Genomic DNA, 18,736 nt, shown 5'->3' with positions numbered 1-18,736 from the left:
TCCGCTAACCAAAAAACACATCACCGGCAGCAATGGGCATTATCCTGCCAGCGCCGGTATCGAGCATCAACAAGCCATTATCATCAATTCCGGCGAATTGTCCGGAAATCGATCGGTCCGGCAAATTGACCGTAATCTTTTCGCCGATGCCGCAGGCGATGGCGCGCCAGAGCGTCGTGATCTCGCCGACGCCACGGCCCTGATCCCATATTTCAAGCACTTCCGCCGCGGCGGCGAAGAGATGCGCGAAGAGTTCTTCCGGCGAAGCCGCACTTCCCTGCTGACGCAGACAGGTAACGGGGTAGAGCGGATTGTCGGGCATTACCGAGATATTGATGCCGATGCCGACGATCAGCGCGTAACGGCCATCCGGGAGCCCCTCGCCTTCAACGAGAATGCCGCAGGTCTTCTTTCGGCCGATGAGGATATCGTTCGGCCATTTGACCTCGAGCGGTTCGGCGCCCAGTGGCAACACCCTGCGGATCGCCTGGTGCACGGCAACGGCGATCGCCAGCGGCAGCGAGCCCAGTCGCTCCATAGGCGCCGGGTCGATCAGGAGAAGAGAAGCGTAGAGATTGCCGCGCTCGGAAACCCAGAGCCTGCCGCGGCGGCCGCGACCGCCCGTCTGCCTCTCGGCGGTCACCCAGAGATTACCGCCATCGCCCGCCCGAGCCCGGGCGAGGCATTCGCTGTTGGTAGACGATGTTTCCGACAGAGCCTCGTGCCTGAAATCGCCGAGCGATATCCGGCGCCGTCCGTCGGAAGCCATCAAAAGAGCGTCGCAGCGGCAAGCTCTGCCGCGCCGCCGATCGGGCCGCCGATGAGGACATAGGCGGTGACGAAGAAACCGGAGAGACCGAAGACCAGACGCAGCGCTCCGGAGACACGGGCGAATTCGCCGGTCGCCTCATCGAACCACATCAGTTTGATGACGCGCAGATAGTAGTAGGCGCCGACGACCGAGGCGAGAACGCCGATGATGGCGAGCGCATAGAGCTTGGCTTCGATAGCGGCAACGAAGACGAAGTACTTCGCGAAGAATCCGGCGAGCGGCGGGATGCCGGCGAGCGAGAACATCAACGCCGTCAGCACCACGGCCATGAACGGGTTGGTTGTGGAGAGGCCGGCGAGATCATCAACATTTTCGACAACGGTGCCGTCCTTGCGGCGCATCGACATGATGATCGCGAAGGTGCCGAGCGTCATGACCATGTAGATGACCATGTAAAGCATGACGCCGGTGACGCCGGTCTGGTTGCCGGCGGCAAGACCGACCAGCGCATAACCCATGTGGCCGATCGAGGAATAGGCCATCAGTCGCTTGATATTCTTCTGGCCGATCGCAGCAAACGAGCCGAGCAGCATCGAGGCGATCGAGATGAAGACGACGACCTGCTGCCAGTCCGCCAGAATCGGCTGGAAGGCGGTGATGACGATACGGGTCATCATCGCCATGGCAGCAACCTTGGGTGCTGCGGCAAGGAATGCGGTGACCGGTGTCGGCGCGCCTTCGTAAACATCCGGCGTCCACATATGGAAGGGAACGGCCGAGATCTTGAAGGCGATGCCGGCGAGGATGAAGACCAAGCCGAAGATCAGGCCGAGCGAACGCGCGCCCTCGACGGACAGCGCCTGGGCGATTTCGGAGAAGTGGGTGTGGCCGGTGAAGCCGTAGACCAGCGACATGCCATAGAGCAGCATGCCGGAGGAAAGCGCGCCGAGGACGAAATATTTCAGACCGGCTTCGGTCGACTTCAGGCTGTCACGGTTGATCGCTGCGACGACATAGAGCGCCAGCGATTGCAGTTCCAGCGCGAGATAGAGCGAGATCAGGTCGTTGGCCGAGATCATCAGCAGGATGCCAAGGGTCGCGAGCACCAGGAGAACCGGGAACTCGAACTTGTCGAGCTGATTTTCACGGGCGTGGCCGATCGACATGAATATGGCGACCAGCGAACCGATCAGCGCCACCAGCTTCATGAAGCGCGAGAAGCCGTCGGCCATGTAGACGCCGCCATAGGCAAGGCCTTCTGCGGGCACGAAGAGCAGCCACAGGCCGGAGGCCAGGAGCAGGACGATCGCCAAGCCGGTGACGACAAGGCCCGACCGCTCGCCTGAGAAGACGCCGACCATCAACAGGACAAGGGCGCCGACCGCGAGGATGAGCTCCGGCACGGAAAGATGCAGACTGAGGAGAATTGTTTCAGCGGTCATGTCCAATAAGTCCCGTCATCATTTCATAGACAGCGCAACATTCTGCGCTGCGTGCACGGCGGCCGTGTAGTTGTTGACCAGCAGATCCACCGAGGCGGCCGTCGCATCGAAGACCGGAGCCGGATAAACGCCGAAGAAGATGGTCAGCGCGACCAGAGGGTAAAGGATCAGCTGCTCGCGTGGAGAAAGATCGAGCAGCGCCTTCAGCTTTTCCTTCTCCAGCGCGCCGAAGATCACCCGGCGATAAAGCCAGAGCGCGTAGGCAGCCGAGAGGATGACGCCGGTGGCGGCAAAGAGCGCTACCCAGGTGTTGACGCGGAAGACACCGATCAGCGTCAGGAATTCGCCGACGAAGCCCGACGTGCCGGGAAGCCCGACATTGGCCATGGTGAAGACCATCATCGCCACGGCATATTTCGGCATGTTGTTGACGAGGCCGCCATAGGCGTTGATCTCGCGGGTATGGGTGCGATCGTAGACGACGCCGACGCAGAGGAAGAGCGCGCCGGAGACGATGCCGTGCGAGAGCATCTGGAAGATCGACCCCTGAACACCCTGCATGTTGGCGGCAAAGATGCCCATGGTCACATAGCCCATGTGCGCCACCGAGGAATAGGCGATCAGCTTTTTGATATCGTCCTGCATCATCGCCACCAGAGAGGTGTAGATGATGGCGATCACAGACAGTGCGAAAACCAGTGGCGCGAAATAATCGGACGCCACCGGGAACATTCCGAGCGAGAAGCGGATGAGACCGTAGCCGCCGAGCTTCAGCAGCACACCGGCCAGGATTACCGAGCCAGCCGTCGGCGCCTGAACGTGGGCATCGGGAAGCCAGGTATGGACCGGCCACATCGGCATCTTCACCGCGAAGGAGGCGAAGAAGGCAAGCCATAACCAGGTCTGCAGCGCCGGCGGGAACTTGTAGGCGAGCAGCGCGGTGATATCGGTCGTGCCGGCCTGCCAGTACATCGCCATGATGGCGAGCAGCATCAGCACCGAGCCGAGCAGCGTATAGAGGAAGAACTTGTAGCTCGCATAGACGCGGTCCTTGCCGCCCCAGACGCCGATGATCAGGAACATCGGAATGAGGCCCGCCTCGAAGAAGACGTAGAAGAGCACGATATCGAGCGAAACGAAGACGCCGATCATCATCGTTTCGAGGATGAGGAAGGCGATCATGTATTCCTTCAGGCGCTTCTCGATCGAGAGCCAGCTCGCCAGCACACAGAAGGGCATGAGGAAGGTCGACAGGATGACGAACAGCATCGAGATGCCGTCGACGCCGAGGTGGTAGCCAATGCCGGTGCCGAGCCAGTCATGCTTCTCGAGCATCTGGAAGCCCGGATTAGCATTGTCGAAGCCGATCCAGATGAAGAGCGAGACGACGAAGGTGAAGACGGTAGTGATCAGCGAGATCCACAGCACGTTCTTCCGGCCGGTTTCGCTCTCGCCGTTCATCAATAGCAGGAGCACCACGCCGACGAGCGGCAGGAAGGTGACCGTTGAAAGAATAGGCCAATCGGTCATCAGAAGGAACTCCCGAGCATCATCCAGGTAACGAGCGCCGCAATGCCGATCAGCATGGCGAAGGCGTAGTGATAGAGGTAACCGGTCTGCAGGCGGACCACGCGATCAGTGACGGCGACGACGCGAGCGGCGACGCCGTTCGGGCCATAGGTATCGATGACTCCGACATCACCTTTCTTCCACAGGAAGCGGCCGAGCGCCTTGGCGGAGCGGACGAAGAGGAAGTCGTAGAGTTCGTCGAAATACCACTTGTTCAACAGGAACTGGTAGAGCACGCGGTGCTGCTGCGCCAGGATGCGCGGCGTCTGCGGCGAGCGGATATACATGTACCAGGCGGTGACGAAACCGAGCACCATGGCGATGAACGGGCTCAAAGCCACGAGCGCCGGAACATGGTGGAACTCTTCGACCAGTTCGTTCTCGGCGCCGGTAAAGAGCGCCCCCTTCCAGAACTCGGCATATTCCTCGCCGTAGAACCGGCCTTCAAAGATCACGCCAGCAAGCACTGCGCCGATCGCCAGCAGATAGAGCGGCACAAGCATGACCTGCGGCGACTCATGCACGTGGTGCATCACCTCGTGCGAGGCGCGTGGCTTGCCGAAGAAGGTCATGAAGATCAGGCGCCAGGAATAGAAGCTGGTGAACAGAGCCGCGATGACCAGCAGTGAGAAGGCAAAGCCCGAGACCGGCGAATGCGATGCATAGGTCGCCTCGATGATCACGTCCTTGGAGAAGAAGCCAGCGAAGCCGATCGGCGTGAAGGGAATGCCGACGCCGGTGATCGCCAGCGTGCCGATGATCATCATCCAGAACGTCACCTTGATGTGCGGCCGCAGGCCGCCCATGTAGCGCATGTCCTGCTCACCATCGACGGCATGGATGACCGAGCCGGCGCAGAGGAAGAGCAGCGCCTTGAAGAAGGCGTGCGTGAAAAGATGGAAGATCGCCGCGCCATAGGCCCCTACCCCGAGCGCTACGAACATGTAGCCGAGCTGCGAGCAGGTGGAATAGGCGATGACGCGCTTGATGTCGTTCTGCACCAGGCCGACGGTTGCCGCGAAGAAGGCGGTGATCGCGCCGATCACGGTGACGACAACCAGCGCATCCGGCGACAATTCGAAGAGCGGCGACATGCGGGCGACGAGGAAGACGCCGGCGGTGACCATGGTGGCGGCATGGATGAGGGCCGAGACCGGGGTCGGGCCTTCCATGGCGTCAGGCAGCCAGGTGTGCAGCAGGAACTGCGCCGACTTGCCCATCGCGCCCATGAAGAGCAGCAGGCAGATGCCGGTCAGCGCATGCGCCTTGTCGAGCTGCATGCCGAAGAGATTGAGGATCACCTCGCCCGCTTCGCCGCCGCCTTCATGCGGGGCGAAGTTCGAGGCATTGGCGAAGATCGTGTCGAGGTTGATCGAGCCGAACAGTACGAAGACGCCGGCAATGCCGAGCACGAAGCCGAAGTCGCCGACGCGGTTGACGATGAAGGCCTTCATCGCCGCGGCCGTCGCCGACGGCTTCTTGAACCAGAAGCCGATCAGCAGATAGGAGGCGAGACCGACGCCTTCCCAGCCGAAGAACATCTGGGCAAGGTTGTCAGCGGTCACCAGCATCAGCATGGCGAAGGTGAAGAGCGAGAGATAGGCGAAGAAGCGCGGGCGATGCGGATCGGTATGCATGTAGCCGATCGAATAGACATGCACCAGCGTCGAGACCGTGTTGACGACGATCAGCATGACGGAGGTCAGCGTATCCACACGCAGCGACCACGAGACGTCGATGCCGCCGGACTGGATCCAGCGCAGCACCTCGACCTTGATCGGGCCGCCTTCGGCATGACCCATGCCGACGGTGAAGAAGACGACCCAAGACAGGATGGCGGCGATGATCATCAGGCCGCTGGTGACATATTCCGAAGCCTTGGCGCCGATGGCGCGGCCGAAAAGGCCGGCGACGATCGCACCGATCAAGGGAAGAAAGACGATAGCCTTATAGAGGAACATGAGCCACTCAGCCCTTCATCATATTGACGTCTTCGACCGCGATCGAGCCGCGGTTGCGGTAGAAGACAACGAGAATTGCAAGACCGATCGCCGCTTCGGCAGCCGCGACCGTCAGGATGAACAGCGCGAAGACCTGGCCGACGATGTCGTTCAGGAAGGAGGAGAAGGCGACCATGTTGATGTTGACGGCGAGCAGGATCAGTTCGATCGACATCAGGATGACGATGACGTTCTTCCGGTTCAGGAAGATGCCGAAGACGCCGAGCGTGAAGAGGATGGCGCTGACCGTCAGGTAGTGGGAAAGTCCGATGACCATGTTCTTTGTTCCTTGACCTGCCTTTAGACGCCCTGCCCGGGCTTGACCGAAACCACCTCGACGGCGGTGGCGGGCGTGCGGGCAACCTGCCTGGGAATATTCTGCCGCTTGATGTTGGTGCGGTGTCTCAACGTCAGCACGATCGCACCGATCATGGCGACCAGAAGCACCAGACCGGCGATCTGGAAGAAATAGACGTAGTTAGTGTAGAGCACGTCGCCGAGGGCGGCCGTATTGGTGCGCTCGCTTAGCGCCGGGATCGGCATGGCGACTGATTTGGCGATCTCAGGCGAGATGACGCTGCCGCCGATGACGACGATCAGCTCGGCTGCGAGGATCACCCCGATCAGCCCGCCGATCGGCGCATATTCGAGAACGCCGGCCCTCAGTTCGGTGAAGTCGATATCGAGCATCATCACCACGAAGAGGAAGAGGACGGCGACGGCGCCGACATAGACGACAAGCAGGATCATCGCCAGGAATTCGGCACCGAGCAGCAGGAAGAGGCCAGCCGCATTGAAGAACACCAGGATCAGGAACAGAACCGAGTGAACCGGGTTCTTCGCCCAGATAACCATGAACGCCGACGCCACCGCGACAAAGGCGAAAAGATAGAAAAATAGAGCCTGCAGACCCATGTTGGTGCCTTTTTCATCTTCCCCCGGGCAGCCGGGAGTTTCCCTGCCCGATGGAGCTTTCGCTGGCGCTAACCGGCAAAGCTCCTGTGCATATTGACCGCGACAGGAGCAACTGCGCTCCACCGCGGCATTTCAAAATCTCAATCAGCGGTACGGCGAGTCGATCGCGATGTTGCGAGCGATTTCGCGCTCCCACCGGTCTCCGTTGTCCAGAAGCCGCGCCTTGTCGAAGTAGAGCTCTTCGCGGGTTTCCGTCGCAAATTCGAAATTCGGGCCTTCGACGATCGCGTCGACCGGGCAGGCTTCCTGGCAGAAGCCGCAATAGATGCACTTCACCATGTCGATGTCGTAGCGCACCGTGCGGCGCGTGCCATCATTGCGGCGCGGACCGGCCTCGATGGTGATCGCCTGGGCAGGACAGATCGCCTCGCAGAGCTTGCAGGCGATGCAGCGTTCTTCGCCGTTCGGATAACGGCGCAACGCATGCTCGCCGCGGAAACGCGGGGAAACCGGACCCTTTTCGAAGGGATAGTTGATCGTCGCCTTCTGGCGGAAGAAATAGCGCATCGACAGAAAGAACGCGCCGACGAATTCCTTGAGAAACAGCGAGCTGATGGAGCCGGACAAGCTTGCCATCTTCAACCTCCAATTTTGCCGGAAACGAGAGTGGGCATGATCATGCCCAACCCATCAGTTTCAGCACGAATGCAACGATGACGACCATGGCGAGCGACAGCGGCAGGAATACCTTCCAGCCGAGGCGCATGAGCTGATCGTAGCGGTAGCGCGGAACGAAGGCCTTGACCATCGCGAACATGAAGAACACCAGGCAGGCCTTCAGCGTGAACCAGATGATGCCTGGGACCCAGTTGAGGATCCAGATATCGACCGGGGGCAGCCAGCCGCCGAGGAAGAGGATCGTCGTCAGCGCGCACATCAGGCAGACGGCCGCATATTCGCCGAGCATGAACATCATGTATGGCGAGGAGCCGTATTCGACCATGAAGCCGGCGACGAGTTCCGATTCGGCTTCCGGGAGGTCGAAGGGCGGGCGGTTCGTTTCGGCGAGCGCCGAAATGAAGAAGATGATGAACATCGGGAAGAGCGACAGCCAGTGCCAGTCGAGGAACGACGCCGGCAGGCCGAGCATGGTGCCGAGGCCGGTATGCTGCGCATTGACGATATCGGTCAGGTTCAGCGAGCCGACGCAGAGAAGCACGGTGACGATGACGAAGCCGATCGAGACTTCATAGGACACCATTTGCGCCGCCGAGCGCAGCGCGCCGAGGAACGGATACTTCGAGTTCGAAGCCCAGCCGCCCATGATGATGCCGTAAACCTCGAGCGAGGAGATCGCGAAAATATAGAGGATGCCGACATTGATGTTGGCGATCACCCATCCGTCGGCCAGCGGCACCACCGCCCAGGTGGACAGCGCCAGAAGCACCGTCACCAGCGGGGCAAGCAGGAACACCGCCTTGTTGGCGCCGGCCGGAATGACCGGTTCCTTGAAGACGAACTTCAAAAGGTCGGCGAAGGACTGGAACAGGCCGAAGGGACCGACGACGTTCGGGCCGCGGCGCAGTTGCACGGCCGCCCAGATCTTGCGGTCGGCGAGCAGTACATAGGCGATGAAGACGAGCAGGCAGACGAGAAGCAGCAGCGACTGACCGATCATGATGATCGCCGGCCAGACATAGGTCGAAAAGAAAGAATCCATAGTCCCCTGCCCTTACTCTGCCGCGACTTTGAAGTTGTTGCGGGCCAATGCCGAGCACTCCGCCATGACAGCCGAGGCACGCGCTATCGGGTTCGTCAAATAGAAGTCTTTCACCGGCGACGCAAACCCGGATTTGTTCATCTTGCCGGCTTTTTTCGCAACTGCGGCAATTTGGGCGCTATCGGTTTCGGCGATCTCGTCGATGGCAGCGAAATGCGGGAAAGCGGCATAGAGCCGGACACGCAATTCGCTGAGCGAATCGAAGGGAAGCTTCTTGCCGAGCACGTCGGAAAGGGCGCGGATGATCGCCCAGTCCTCGCGGGCATCACCCGGCGCAAAACCTGCGCGGTTGCCCATCTGGACGCGGCCTTCGGTGTTGACCCAGGTGCCGGACTTTTCGGTATAGGCTGCCGCCGGCAGGATGACGTCGGCATGGTGCGCGCCGTTATCGCCATGCGAGCCGATATAGACGGTGAGCTTGGCCTTCTTGGCGGTGAAGTCGAGTTCGTCGGCACCGAGCAGGAAGAGCACGTCCATCGCCGTCAGCATCTCGGCGGCATTGACGCCCTTGGCGCCCGGCACGAAGCCGAGGTCGAGACCGCCGACGCGCGAGGCAGCGGTATGGAGGACGGCAAAGCCGTTCCAGCCTTCGGCGACCACGCCGACCGAGCCGGCGAGCTTGGCAGCACTGGCGAGAACGCCGGCGCCGTCGGTGCGCGCCAGCGCACCCTGGCCGATGATGATCATCGGCTTGGCGGCATTCTTCAGCACGTCCGCGAAGGCGTGGGTACCGTCGACCAGATCCTTCAGCGTGTCGGGACCGCCGCCGAGGTAATCATAGCTGTAGCGCAGTTCAGCCGGCTCGCCGATGACGCCGATCGGGAACTTGCCGCGGCGCCAGCGCTTGCGGATGCGGGCGTTGAGGATGGCTGCCTCGAAGCGCGGATTGGCGCCGATGATCAACAGCGCGTCGGCCTGGTCGATGCCCGAGATCGTCGGGTTGAACAGGTAGCTAGAACGGCCGAGCGACGGATCGAGTGCCGCCCCATCCTGGCGACAGTCGAGATTGACCGACCCCAGCGACTTCACCAGTTCGGAGAGCGCATACATTTCCTCGACGGAAGCGAGGTCGCCTGATATCGCGCCGATCTTGTCGCCCGAGGTGGCGCCGACGGCGGCCTTGATTGCGCCGAAGGCTTCGGCCCAGGTGGCGGGCTGCAGGCGGCCGTCGCGGCGAACATAGGGCCGGTCGAGGCGCTGGGTCTTCAGGCCGTCCCAGATGAAGCGGCTCTTATCGGAGATCCACTCCTCGTTGATCGCTTCATTGACGCGCGGCAGGATGCGCATGACCTCACGGCCGCGAGTGTCGACGCGGATTGCCGAACCGACGGCGTCCATGACGTCGATCGATTCGGTCTTGTTCAATTCCCACGGGCGCGCGGTGAAGGCGAAGGGCTTCGAGGTGAGTGCGCCAACCGGGCAAAGGTCGACGACGTTGCCCTGCAGCTCGGAGGTCATCGCCTGTTCGAGATAGGTGGTGATCTCGGCATCCTCGCCGCGGCCGATCAGGCCGAGTTCGGAAATGCCGGCGACCTCGGTGGTGAAGCGGACGCAGCGCGTGCAGTGGATGCAGCGGTTCATCACCGTCTTGACGAGCGGGCCGATATACTTGTCCTCGACGGCGCGCTTGTCTTCCTGATAGCGCGAGGTGTCTATGCCGAAGGCCATCGCCTGGTCCTGCAGGTCGCATTCGCCGCCCTGGTCGCAGATCGGGCAATCGAGCGGATGGTTGATCAGCAGGAATTCCATCACACCTTCGCGGGCCTTCTTGACCATCGGGGTGTTGGTGAAAACCTCAGGCAGTTCGCCGTTCGGGCCGCCGCGGATGTCGCGCACGCTCATGGCGCAGGAAGCCTGCGGCTTCGGCGGGCCGCCCTTCACCTCGACAAGGCACATGCGGCAATTGCCGGCAACCGACAGGCGCTCATGGAAGCAGAAGCGCGGAACCTCGGCACCGGCATCCTCGCACGCCTGCAATAGCGTGAAATGATCCGGAACTTCGATCTCGTTGCCGTCAATCCTCAGTTTTGCCATCGTCGCTCAGTCCTGTTTCCCGTTTGCCTGATGACGGCAAACAAACCTATTTTTGCAACACTCTCATTGCCAAGCCGGATCTTTCGTCCTGCCGACATCTGATGTCGCCCAAATTCTCTGTCGCGCATTCCAGATCCGGAACCCGCACCGGCATCTTCAGGCCCCCGCCCGTCCGCCGACCTGCCCATCTTTCCGGCCGATCGACACGGCCGGATAGTTCATTTCTTTCTGCGGCTCCGCCCCGCCAGAACTTTCGCCTGGCCGGTCCAGTCGTCACGGCCGATGCGGCCGTTGAAGCCGAGTTCAGCGTCGAACCGGGCGATTTCCTCGTCGGTCCAGGCAGCGATCTCGGCAAAGCTGCGAACGCCCTTGGCGTTCAGCACCTGCTCCAGCTTCGGGCCGATGCCGGCAATCAGCTTGAGATCGTCGGCCTTCCCCCGCGCAACCGGTTTTGCCTTCACCGCCGGCTTTGGCTGGCTGGCCTTCGTTTGGCTGGGTGGGATCGACTCGCTGACCGGCTTGACGACAGTCAATGTCGGCCTTGCCTTCTTGTCGGCCCGCGGCTTGGTGAAAGCCTTGACCTCCGAGCGAATATTCTCCGGCCGGATATCGACATCGGGCTTCAGTTCGTCCGGCGGCGTGTCATCGAGGGCGGCGGCGACCTTGCCGGTCGTTTCCAGGGCGCTCTGCCAGGCACCGAAGAAAGCGCCGGCCATCTGGGTCGAGAAACCAAAGCCGATCGCCGTTGCGGCGGCAAAGGCTGCCGCGGGCTGCGCCATCAGCGGATGCACCGGCATCGCCCGTGCATTTTCCAGCATCTCGGCGGCAAGACGGCCGAAACCGGCCGCGAAATCGGCGACTTCTTCCTTCTTCCCACTCTTGGATGCGTTGTCCGCCATGATTATTCAGCCGCCTCCAGAACCGCACCGTGATCAAGCGCGCTCGCCGTATACTGGTCGATGCGCTTTTCGATCTCGGGACGGAAGTTACGGATCAGACCCTGCACCGGCCATGCCGCGGCATCGCCGAGCGCACAAATGGTGTGGCCTTCGATCTGCTTCGTCACCTGGAACAGCATGTCGATTTCGCGCTTCTGGGCATTGCCCTTGGCCATGCGCTCCATCACACGCCACATCCAGCCCGTGCCTTCGCGGCAGGGCGTGCACTGGCCGCAGCTCTCATGCTTGAAGAAGGCGGAGATACGGGCGATCGCCTTGATGACGTCGGTGGACTTGTCCATGACTATCGCGGCGGCCGTACCGAAGGAAGAGCCGACGCCGCGCAGGCCGTCGAAATCCATCGGGCAATCGATGATGTCCTTGGCCGGAACGATCGGGCAGGATGCCCCGCCTGGAATGACGGCAAGCAGGTTGTCCCAGCCGCCGCGAATGCCGCCGGCATGGCGGTCGACCAGTTCGCGGAAGGTGATGCCCATTTCCTCTTCAACCGTGCACGGCTTGTTGACGTGGCCGGAGAGCATGAACAGCTTGGTGCCGACATTGTTCGGACGGCCGATGGCCGAGAACCAGCCGGCGCCGCGGCGCAGGATGGTCGGCGCAACAGCGATCGATTCGACGTTGTTGACCGTCGTCGGGCAGCCGTAGAGGCCCATATTGGCCGGGAACGGCGGCTTCAGACGCGGCTGGCCCTTCTTGCCTTCAAGGCTTTCGAGCAGCGCGGTTTCCTCGCCGCAAATATAGGCGCCGGCGCCGTGATGGACGAAGATATCCATGTCCCAGCCGAGCTTGTTGTTCTTGCCGAGCAGGCCATAATCATAGCATTCGTCGATCGCCGCCTGCAGCGCTTCGCGCTCGCGGATATATTCGCCGCGCACGTAGATGTAAGCCGCATTGGCGCCCATCGCGAAACTCGCGATGACGCAGCCTTCGATCAGCGTATGCGGATCGTGGCGCATGATGTCGCGGTCTTTGCAGGTGCCAGGCTCGGATTCGTCGGCGTTGACGACGAGATAATGCGGCCGGCCGTCGCTTTCCTTCGGCATGAAGGACCATTTGAGGCCGGTCGGGAAACCGGCGCCACCACGACCGCGAAGGCCTGACGCCTTCATCTCATTGATGATCCAGTCGCGGCCCTTTTCGAGGATCTGCTTGGTGCCGTCCCAGTGGCCGCGACTCATCGCGCCCTTCAGGGATTTGTCCTTGAGGCCGTAGATGTTGGTAAAGATGCGGTCTTTATCTTGTAACATGCTTCACCTCTTACCGCGGCTTCTTGCCGAAGACCTTGATATATTCCGCTTCCCCGCCCTTGGCGAGCGCCTTGGCCTGCTTGACCCAGTCATCGCGTTCGATGCGGCCGCGGAAATTCAAATAGCCATCGACCCATTCGCGTTCGGCCTTCTTCCAGCCTGCGACCTGCGCGAAGGTGAAGATGCCGATTTCGTTCAACGTCGCCTCGATCTTCGGGCCGACACCCGAGATCATCTTCAGATCATCAGGTGCGGCGGGCTTTTCGATGCCGGCCGGCCGATTCTTGTCGGTCAGAGCAGGCTTTTCCGCCGAGGCGGCTTCAGCCTTGACGGCAGCTTTCGGCGCCGGTTCGGCAGCCGCCGTGCCTGATATCGGCTGCTGCTCGGCTGCCTTTGCGTTTTTCGCAGCCGCCTTCGGCGCCGTCGCCGGAGTCTTCAGGGCAGCATTGGTCTCGGCATCGGTGCTCTTCGGGCGGGCGGCCTCGGAGGGAGGAACCGGCGCGGCGTCGACTGGAGCCGATACGGTTTCGGCATCGGCCTTCTTGGCGCGGGTCCTTGCCTTCGGCTCTTCCGTCGTCAGCGAGGTCAGGCCGCCTTCGGGCGCCGAAAACACCCGGTCGATCTGGGTGCCGGGCTTGATGCTGGCGCCATTGCCGGCGGCAAAGACGTCGATGATCTCTTCGAGACGCGCGGGCGTCAGGTCTTCATAGGTGTCCTTGCCGATCATCACCATCGGGGCGTTGACGCAGGCCCCGAGACATTCGACCTCTTCCCAGGATAGCGTGCCTTCGGCATTGCGCTCGAAGGCATGGGCATGGATCTTGCTCTTGCAGACCGACATCAGCGCTTCCGAGCCGCGCAGCATGCAGGGCGTCGTACCGCAGACCTGGACATGGGCGCGGGTACCAACCGGATGCAGCTGGAACTGCGTATAGAAGGTCGCGACCTCGAGCACGCGGATATAGGCCATATCAAGCATGTCGGCGATCTTTTCGATCGCCGCGCGCGTGACCCAGCCGTCCTGCTCCTGCGCCCGCATCAACAGCGGAATGACCGCCGATTGCTGGCGGCCGGCGGGGTATTTCTGGATCGTCTTGTCCGCCCAGACCGCATTCTCATCGCTGAAGGCGAATGCGGCAGGCTGAAATTGATCTTCGGCTAATCGACGAACGGACATTCTTTCTCACGCCTTGTCAGTTTAAGGTTCCACACCGCGAAGCGGTCAAAGACTGCATTTCGCAGGCATAGGCCGACTGGTCTTTTTGCATAAACACTACGAATTTGCTGCCGTTCGGAATGGCAGCCTTGATCTGATAGCCCTTGGACAAAAGCTCACCCATGGACGATTGCTGCGCCGGCGGCGTCTCTTCCTTATGGCCGAGCGGCGTGCCGAGGCTATCGGATTCCTGAGCCGAAACCCCGGATGCCGAAAGAAGGATAACGACGGCCAGCGGCAGAAGCTGCATCAGCGATCCACCTCGCCGAAGACGATGTCGAGCGAGCCGAGGACGGCCGCGACGTCGGCAAGCTGGTGGCCGCGGCACATGAAGTCCATCGCCTGCAGATGGGCATAACCGGGCGCGCGGATCTTGCAGCGATAGGGCTTGTTGGTGCCGTCGGAGACGAGATAGACACCGAATTCGCCCTTCGGCGCCTCGACGGCGGCGTAAACCTCGCCGGCCGGCACATGGTAGCCTTCGGTATAGAGCTTGAAGTGGTGGATCAGCGCTTCCATCGAGCGCTTCATCTCGCCGCGCTTCGGCGGCACGACCTTGCCGTCGATCGACGAGAAAGGACCGGTCCTGGCATCCGAGAGCAGGCGGTTGACGCATTGCTTCATGATGCGGACCGATTCGCGCATCTCGATCATGCGGATCAGATAACGGTCGTAGTTGTCGCCATTCTTGCCGATCGGGATATCGAATTCGAGATCGGAATAACATTCATAGGGCTGGGCGCGACGCAGATCCCAGGCCGCACCCGAACCGCGCACCATGACGCCGGAGAAGCCCCAAGCCCAGCATTCCTCCAGCGAGACGACGCCGATATCGACGTTGCGCTGCTTGAAGATGCGGTTGCCGGTCAACAGGTTGTCGATGTCATCGAGCGCCTTCAGGAACGGATCGCACCAGGCGCCGATATCCTGCACGAGCTGTTCGGGCAGATCCTGGTGGACGCCGCCCGGACGGATATAAGCGGCATGCATGCGCGAGCCGCTGGCGCGCTCGTAGAACACCATCAGCTTTTCACGCTCTTCGAAGCCCCAGAGCGGCGGCGTCAGCGCGCCGACGTCCATGGCCTGCGTCGTGACGTTCAGAAGGTGCGACAGGATGCGGCCGATTTCCGAATAGAGAACACGGATCAGCTGGCCGCGAATCGGGATCTCGATGCCGAGCAGCTTTTCGACGGCCATCGCATAGGCATGTTCCTGGTTCATCGGTGCGACGTAGTCGAGGCGATCGAAATAGGGCACGGCCTGAAGATAGGTCTTGGTCTCGATCAGCTTCTCGGTGCCGCGATGCAAAAGGCCGATATGCGGATCGACACGCTCCACAATTTCGCCGTCAAGCTCCAGGACAAGACGAAGAACGCCGTGCGCCGCCGGATGCTGCGGTCCGAAATTGATATTGAAGTTGCGGACGTTATGTTCTGTCATGGCGATGGGCTCGCGTTCTCAGATAACTAGTGAATGGCGGGCTAAGCCCACCAACCACCTTGAATTATTGCTTCGCTTTTTCGTCGCCCGGCAGCACATACTCCGTGCCTTCCCATGGCGACATAAAGTCGAAGTTGCGGAATTCCTGCTTCAGCTCGACCGGCTCGTAGACGACGCGCTTTGCCGCGTCGTCGTAGCGCACTTCAACGAAGCCGGTGGTCGGGAAATCCTTGCGCAGCGGATGACCTTCGAAGCCGTAGTCGGTCAGGATGCGACGCAGGTCCGGATGGCCGGTGAAGAGCACGCCGTACATGTCCCAGGTCTCGCGCTCGAACCAGTCGGCGCCCGGATAGACGGGGCAGGCCGACGGGACCGGCGTATCTTCATCCGTTGCGACCTTGACGCGGATACGCAGGTTCTTCTTCGGCGACAGCAGGTGGTAGACGACATCGAAACGCAGCTCGCACTGCGGCCAGTCGACGCCGCAAATATCGATCAGGTTGACGAAACCGCATTTGGCGTCGTCGCGCAGGAAGGTCAGAAGTGCGACCAGGTTTTCACCCGTCGTCGTCAGCGTCAGTTCGCCATACTTCATCTGCGATGCGGCGATCAGGTTGCCGCGCGCTTCGCCAAGGTAGGACGCAAGCTCAGTCAGGGCTTCACTCATATGCCTTGTCCTTAACCCTTAGCGTTCGATCGTGCCGGTACGACGGATCTTCTTCTGCAGCAGAAGCACGCCGTAAAGCAGCGCCTCTGCCGTGGGGGGACAGCCCGGCACGTAGATGTCGATCGGCACGATGCGGTCACAGCCGCGCACCACCGAATAGGAATAGTGATAATAGCCGCCGCCATTGGCGCAGGAGCCCATCGAGATGACATAACGCGGCTCGGGCATCTGGTCGTAGACCTTGCGCAGCGCCGGCGCCATCTTGTTGGTCAGCGTGCCGGCGACGATCATCACGTCGGACTGGCGCGGCGAGGCGCGCGGCGCAAAACCGAAGCGCTCGACGTCATAACGCGGCATGGACAGCTGCATCATTTCGACGGCGCAGCAGGCAAGCCCGAAGGTCATCCACATCAGCGAGCCGGTGCGGGCCCAGTTGATCAGTTCGTCGGTCGAGGTGACGAGAAAACCCTTGTCGGCGAGCTCGTTGTTGATCTCACCGAAAAATGGGTCGTTGCTGCCGACCGGCTTGCCGGTCGAGGGATCGATGATCCCCTTCGGCTGCTGGGCGACGAGCGGCTGATTGCTCACAGGGGCTACTCCCATTCCAGGGCTCCCTTCTTCCATTCATAGATAAAGCCGATGGTCAGCACGAGAAGGAAGACCATCATTGACCAGAAGCCGAACCAGCCGATGGCACCGAAAGACACGGCCCAGGGAAAGAGGAAGGCGACTTCGAGATCGAAGATGATGAAGAGAATCGACACGAGGTAAAAGCGGATGTCGAACTTCATGCGGGCGTCATCGAAAGCGTTGAAGCCGCATTCGTAAGCCGAGAGCTTTTCCGAATCAGGCGCTTTGAAAGCCACGGCGAACGGCGCGATGAGCAGCGCCAGGCCGATGACGAGCGCAATAGCAATGAAGATAGCGATCGGAATATAAGAACTGAGCAGTTCAGTCATCATGTTCATCCCTGCTTGCCGGTGACGCCAGGCGGCGCATTTGGGCAAATGCCCGGCAAGCGAACGTGCGTTGCAACAAGCCGTGGTTAGCGCAGCCGAGGCCCCGGCGCAAGACTTTTACAGAGGCAATTCGACGCGTGTCGCGCGGACATTATCAAGCAGATGCAACGATGTCGCGACAAATCCGTGCAAGCCGTTTGAACCTGCATGCCTGACCATTGGAAACTGCATGGCTTTCGGAAGAAATGGCGCGAGTGACGGGGCTCGAACCCGCGACCTCCGGCGTGACAGGCCGGCACTCTGACCGACTGAGCTACACCCGCGCATTGATCGGCCATTTTGCGGCCGCGAGGATAAAGACAACCGGACAAACGACAAATCGCATTTGCGTTTTACAAGACTTGAAATGGCGCGAGTGACGGGGCTCGAACCCGCGACCTCCGGCGTGACAGGCCGGCACTCTAACCAACTGAGCTACACCCGCAATTCATTTCAAGCAGTCCGGAAGCCTTCGCACCCCTCCAAAACGGCTGCCCGTTTCGATGAGCGGCTAACTACGGGGTTCGCCTTTTAGTGTCAAGCAGGTTTGGAGACAAAACCATGACAGTTCGCGAATTGTTTCGGCGGGTTGGGTGCCAGACGAACAAAAGCCGGCACTTCCGTCTTCTGCAGCGATGCTCAGGCGCAGACGCAGCGCCTTCGAAACGAAGATGCTCGCCACCCTCCCCTCACTTTTCCACAGCCGAGCCGAACCTGAGCGGCATTGCAAGACGCGGGACACCACCAAAAAAAATCAGAAAATCTTCACAAACACTCTTGCGGTTTTGCCGCGATCCGCATAGATCACGGCCACCAACGCGGCAGGCCGATCCGGCTTCGTTTGCGATGGGCGATTAGCTCAGTTGGTAGAGCGCCTCGTTTACACCGAGGATGTCGGCGGTTCGAGTCCGTCATCGCCCACCATTTCCAAACCTTCCTGCTGCTTGTTCATCAGACTTAGGCTCCCGAATTAGCTCGCTAATCCGGTCACGATCTGCGCAAGGTGTTTCGTCAGGAGACACCTCATGAAAACCGTTGCGATCATCTCTGCGCTGCTTCTCGCCAGCGTGGCTGCGCCACCGTGCATTGCCAGAGAGCCGGCGCTAGAGGTTTTCCTGTCTGCCGCAAACCAGACGATCACGACCTCGGGAGAAACCCCGGCGCGTGAAGCCAGGACCTATCTCCTGAGAATGCCGTCAGATCTGCCGATTAATTTTTCGGTCGATGCCGACAATTCAGCCTGCAGCCTGGAAATCAAGAAAACCAGCCAGCGCGGCGTCTTAAGCACAATCAGCCGATTCCCCGCGTCTTTCAAAGACAGCGGTCAAAGCGGCGATGAATATACGTTTTCGTTTTTCCAAAACCGCGTTTCATTTATGAGCGGCGCCCGATGCGCCTTCTCATTTTCTCTGACGCAGATGTGACATCGTGATCGCTATGCGTCGCCTCCTACGAGGCCTCGCGACAGGGTTGGCTCCCACACGTTCACCTACATCTGCAGAGACTGTCGACCACGAATTCGAGGCAGCGTTCGGCAACACGTTCCAGCGCAGCAAGGCGTCACGCCGGCAAGTTCAGATGCGGCCCGCCGCCTGAAAAGCCAGCGCTCTACCAAAACGGACTACTCCCGGCCGCCGCGCCACCTCCTATTGGGCGAATGGATAGGGGCCGGCAAAAGTGGGAATATTCGCGGCCCG

18 protein-coding genes and 3 tRNA genes are annotated in these 18,736 nt (G+C 60.9%); 2 read left to right on the top strand and 19 right to left on the bottom strand.

Annotated features, from left to right (window positions below):
• Window positions 1–4: 4 nt before the first annotated feature.
• The 19 genes from AC244Q_RS06840 to AC244Q_RS06750 form a co-directional block, all read right to left on the bottom strand.
• Window positions 5–769, bottom strand: coding sequence for a biotin--[acetyl-CoA-carboxylase] ligase (locus AC244Q_RS06840; RefSeq protein WP_012756970.1), 765 nt, complete (start codon window positions 767–769; stop codon window positions 5–7).
• Window positions 769–2,214, bottom strand: a complete 1,446-nt coding sequence (gene nuoN / locus AC244Q_RS06835) for an NADH-quinone oxidoreductase subunit NuoN (protein ID WP_128406373.1) — start codon at window positions 2,212–2,214, stop codon at window positions 769–771. The genes AC244Q_RS06840 and nuoN overlap by 1 nt, the downstream gene beginning before the upstream one ends.
• A gap of 18 nt (window positions 2,215–2,232) precedes the next feature.
• Window positions 2,233–3,744, bottom strand: coding sequence for an NADH-quinone oxidoreductase subunit M (locus tag AC244Q_RS06830; protein WP_017993623.1), 1,512 nt, complete (start codon window positions 3,742–3,744; stop codon window positions 2,233–2,235).
• Window positions 3,744–5,744 (bottom strand): NADH-quinone oxidoreductase subunit L, encoded by a 2,001-nt coding sequence (gene nuoL / locus AC244Q_RS06825; RefSeq protein ID WP_012756967.1) that lies wholly within the window; start codon window positions 5,742–5,744, stop codon window positions 3,744–3,746. The genes AC244Q_RS06830 and nuoL overlap by 1 nt, the downstream gene beginning before the upstream one ends.
• Before the next feature lie 7 nt (window positions 5,745–5,751).
• Complete coding sequence (gene nuoK / locus AC244Q_RS06820) at window positions 5,752–6,060, bottom strand: NADH-quinone oxidoreductase subunit NuoK (RefSeq protein WP_003547388.1); 309 nt, start codon at window positions 6,058–6,060, stop codon at window positions 5,752–5,754.
• Between the two features lie 23 nt (window positions 6,061–6,083).
• Window positions 6,084–6,698: an NADH-quinone oxidoreductase subunit J gene (locus AC244Q_RS06815; RefSeq protein WP_003547387.1), complete on the bottom strand. Its 615-nt coding sequence runs from the start codon at window positions 6,696–6,698 to the stop codon at window positions 6,084–6,086.
• Window positions 6,699–6,842: 144 nt separating this feature from the next.
• Window positions 6,843–7,334: an NADH-quinone oxidoreductase subunit NuoI gene (gene nuoI / locus AC244Q_RS06810; RefSeq protein WP_003547385.1), complete on the bottom strand. Its 492-nt coding sequence runs from the start codon at window positions 7,332–7,334 to the stop codon at window positions 6,843–6,845.
• A 40-nt stretch (window positions 7,335–7,374) separates the two neighbouring features.
• Window positions 7,375–8,418 (bottom strand): NADH-quinone oxidoreductase subunit NuoH, encoded by a 1,044-nt coding sequence (gene nuoH / locus AC244Q_RS06805; RefSeq protein ID WP_012756965.1) that lies wholly within the window; start codon window positions 8,416–8,418, stop codon window positions 7,375–7,377.
• 12 nt (window positions 8,419–8,430) lie between these two features.
• Window positions 8,431–10,512, bottom strand: coding sequence for an NADH-quinone oxidoreductase subunit NuoG (gene nuoG, locus AC244Q_RS06800; RefSeq protein WP_113545963.1), 2,082 nt, complete (start codon window positions 10,510–10,512; stop codon window positions 8,431–8,433).
• A gap of 218 nt (window positions 10,513–10,730) precedes the next feature.
• Complete coding sequence (locus tag AC244Q_RS06795) at window positions 10,731–11,411, bottom strand: 5' DNA nuclease (protein WP_012756963.1); 681 nt, start codon at window positions 11,409–11,411, stop codon at window positions 10,731–10,733.
• Window positions 11,412–11,413: 2 nt separating this feature from the next.
• Complete coding sequence (gene nuoF / locus AC244Q_RS06790; protein WP_003547378.1) at window positions 11,414–12,718, bottom strand: NADH-quinone oxidoreductase subunit NuoF; 1,305 nt, start codon at window positions 12,716–12,718, stop codon at window positions 11,414–11,416.
• 10 nt (window positions 12,719–12,728) lie between these two features.
• Window positions 12,729–13,895, bottom strand: a complete 1,167-nt coding sequence (locus AC244Q_RS06785) for an NADH-quinone oxidoreductase subunit E (RefSeq protein ID WP_017993620.1) — start codon at window positions 13,893–13,895, stop codon at window positions 12,729–12,731.
• A 16-nt stretch (window positions 13,896–13,911) separates the two neighbouring features.
• A complete protein-coding gene (locus tag AC244Q_RS06780; protein WP_012756961.1) occupies window positions 13,912–14,184 on the bottom strand; it encodes a hypothetical protein in 273 nt (90 codons plus the stop codon).
• Window positions 14,184–15,374, bottom strand: coding sequence for an NADH-quinone oxidoreductase subunit D (locus tag AC244Q_RS06775; protein WP_012756960.1), 1,191 nt, complete (start codon window positions 15,372–15,374; stop codon window positions 14,184–14,186). Before AC244Q_RS06775 ends, AC244Q_RS06780 begins: the two co-directional genes overlap by 1 nt.
• Before the next feature lie 64 nt (window positions 15,375–15,438).
• On the bottom strand, window positions 15,439–16,041 hold the full coding sequence (locus AC244Q_RS06770) for an NADH-quinone oxidoreductase subunit C (protein ID WP_128406372.1): 603 nt from the start codon (window positions 16,039–16,041) through the stop codon (window positions 15,439–15,441).
• Window positions 16,042–16,059: 18 nt separating this feature from the next.
• Window positions 16,060–16,644, bottom strand: coding sequence for a NuoB/complex I 20 kDa subunit family protein (locus tag AC244Q_RS06765; protein WP_012756959.1), 585 nt, complete (start codon window positions 16,642–16,644; stop codon window positions 16,060–16,062).
• Window positions 16,635–17,000 (bottom strand): NADH-quinone oxidoreductase subunit A, encoded by a 366-nt coding sequence (locus AC244Q_RS06760; protein WP_010055493.1) that lies wholly within the window; start codon window positions 16,998–17,000, stop codon window positions 16,635–16,637. Before AC244Q_RS06760 ends, AC244Q_RS06765 begins: the two co-directional genes overlap by 10 nt.
• 246 nt (window positions 17,001–17,246) lie before the next feature.
• Window positions 17,247–17,323: transfer RNA gene (locus tag AC244Q_RS06755), tRNA-Asp, on the bottom strand.
• 84 nt (window positions 17,324–17,407) lie between these two features.
• Window positions 17,408–17,484, bottom strand: a tRNA-Asp gene (locus AC244Q_RS06750).
• A gap of 403 nt (window positions 17,485–17,887) precedes the next feature.
• Between AC244Q_RS06750 and AC244Q_RS06745 the strand changes: the two genes are divergently transcribed.
• Both AC244Q_RS06745 and AC244Q_RS06740 read left to right on the top strand, forming a co-directional pair.
• Window positions 17,888–17,963, top strand: a tRNA-Val gene (locus AC244Q_RS06745).
• Window positions 17,964–18,064: 101 nt separating this feature from the next.
• Window positions 18,065–18,463: a hypothetical protein gene (locus tag AC244Q_RS06740; protein ID WP_012756958.1), complete on the top strand. Its 399-nt coding sequence runs from the start codon at window positions 18,065–18,067 to the stop codon at window positions 18,461–18,463.
• Window positions 18,464–18,736 lie beyond the last annotated feature (273 nt).

Source organism: Rhizobium sp. CB2179 (assembly GCF_057653455.1).
This window is presented reverse-complemented; position numbering and strand designations above follow the sequence as displayed.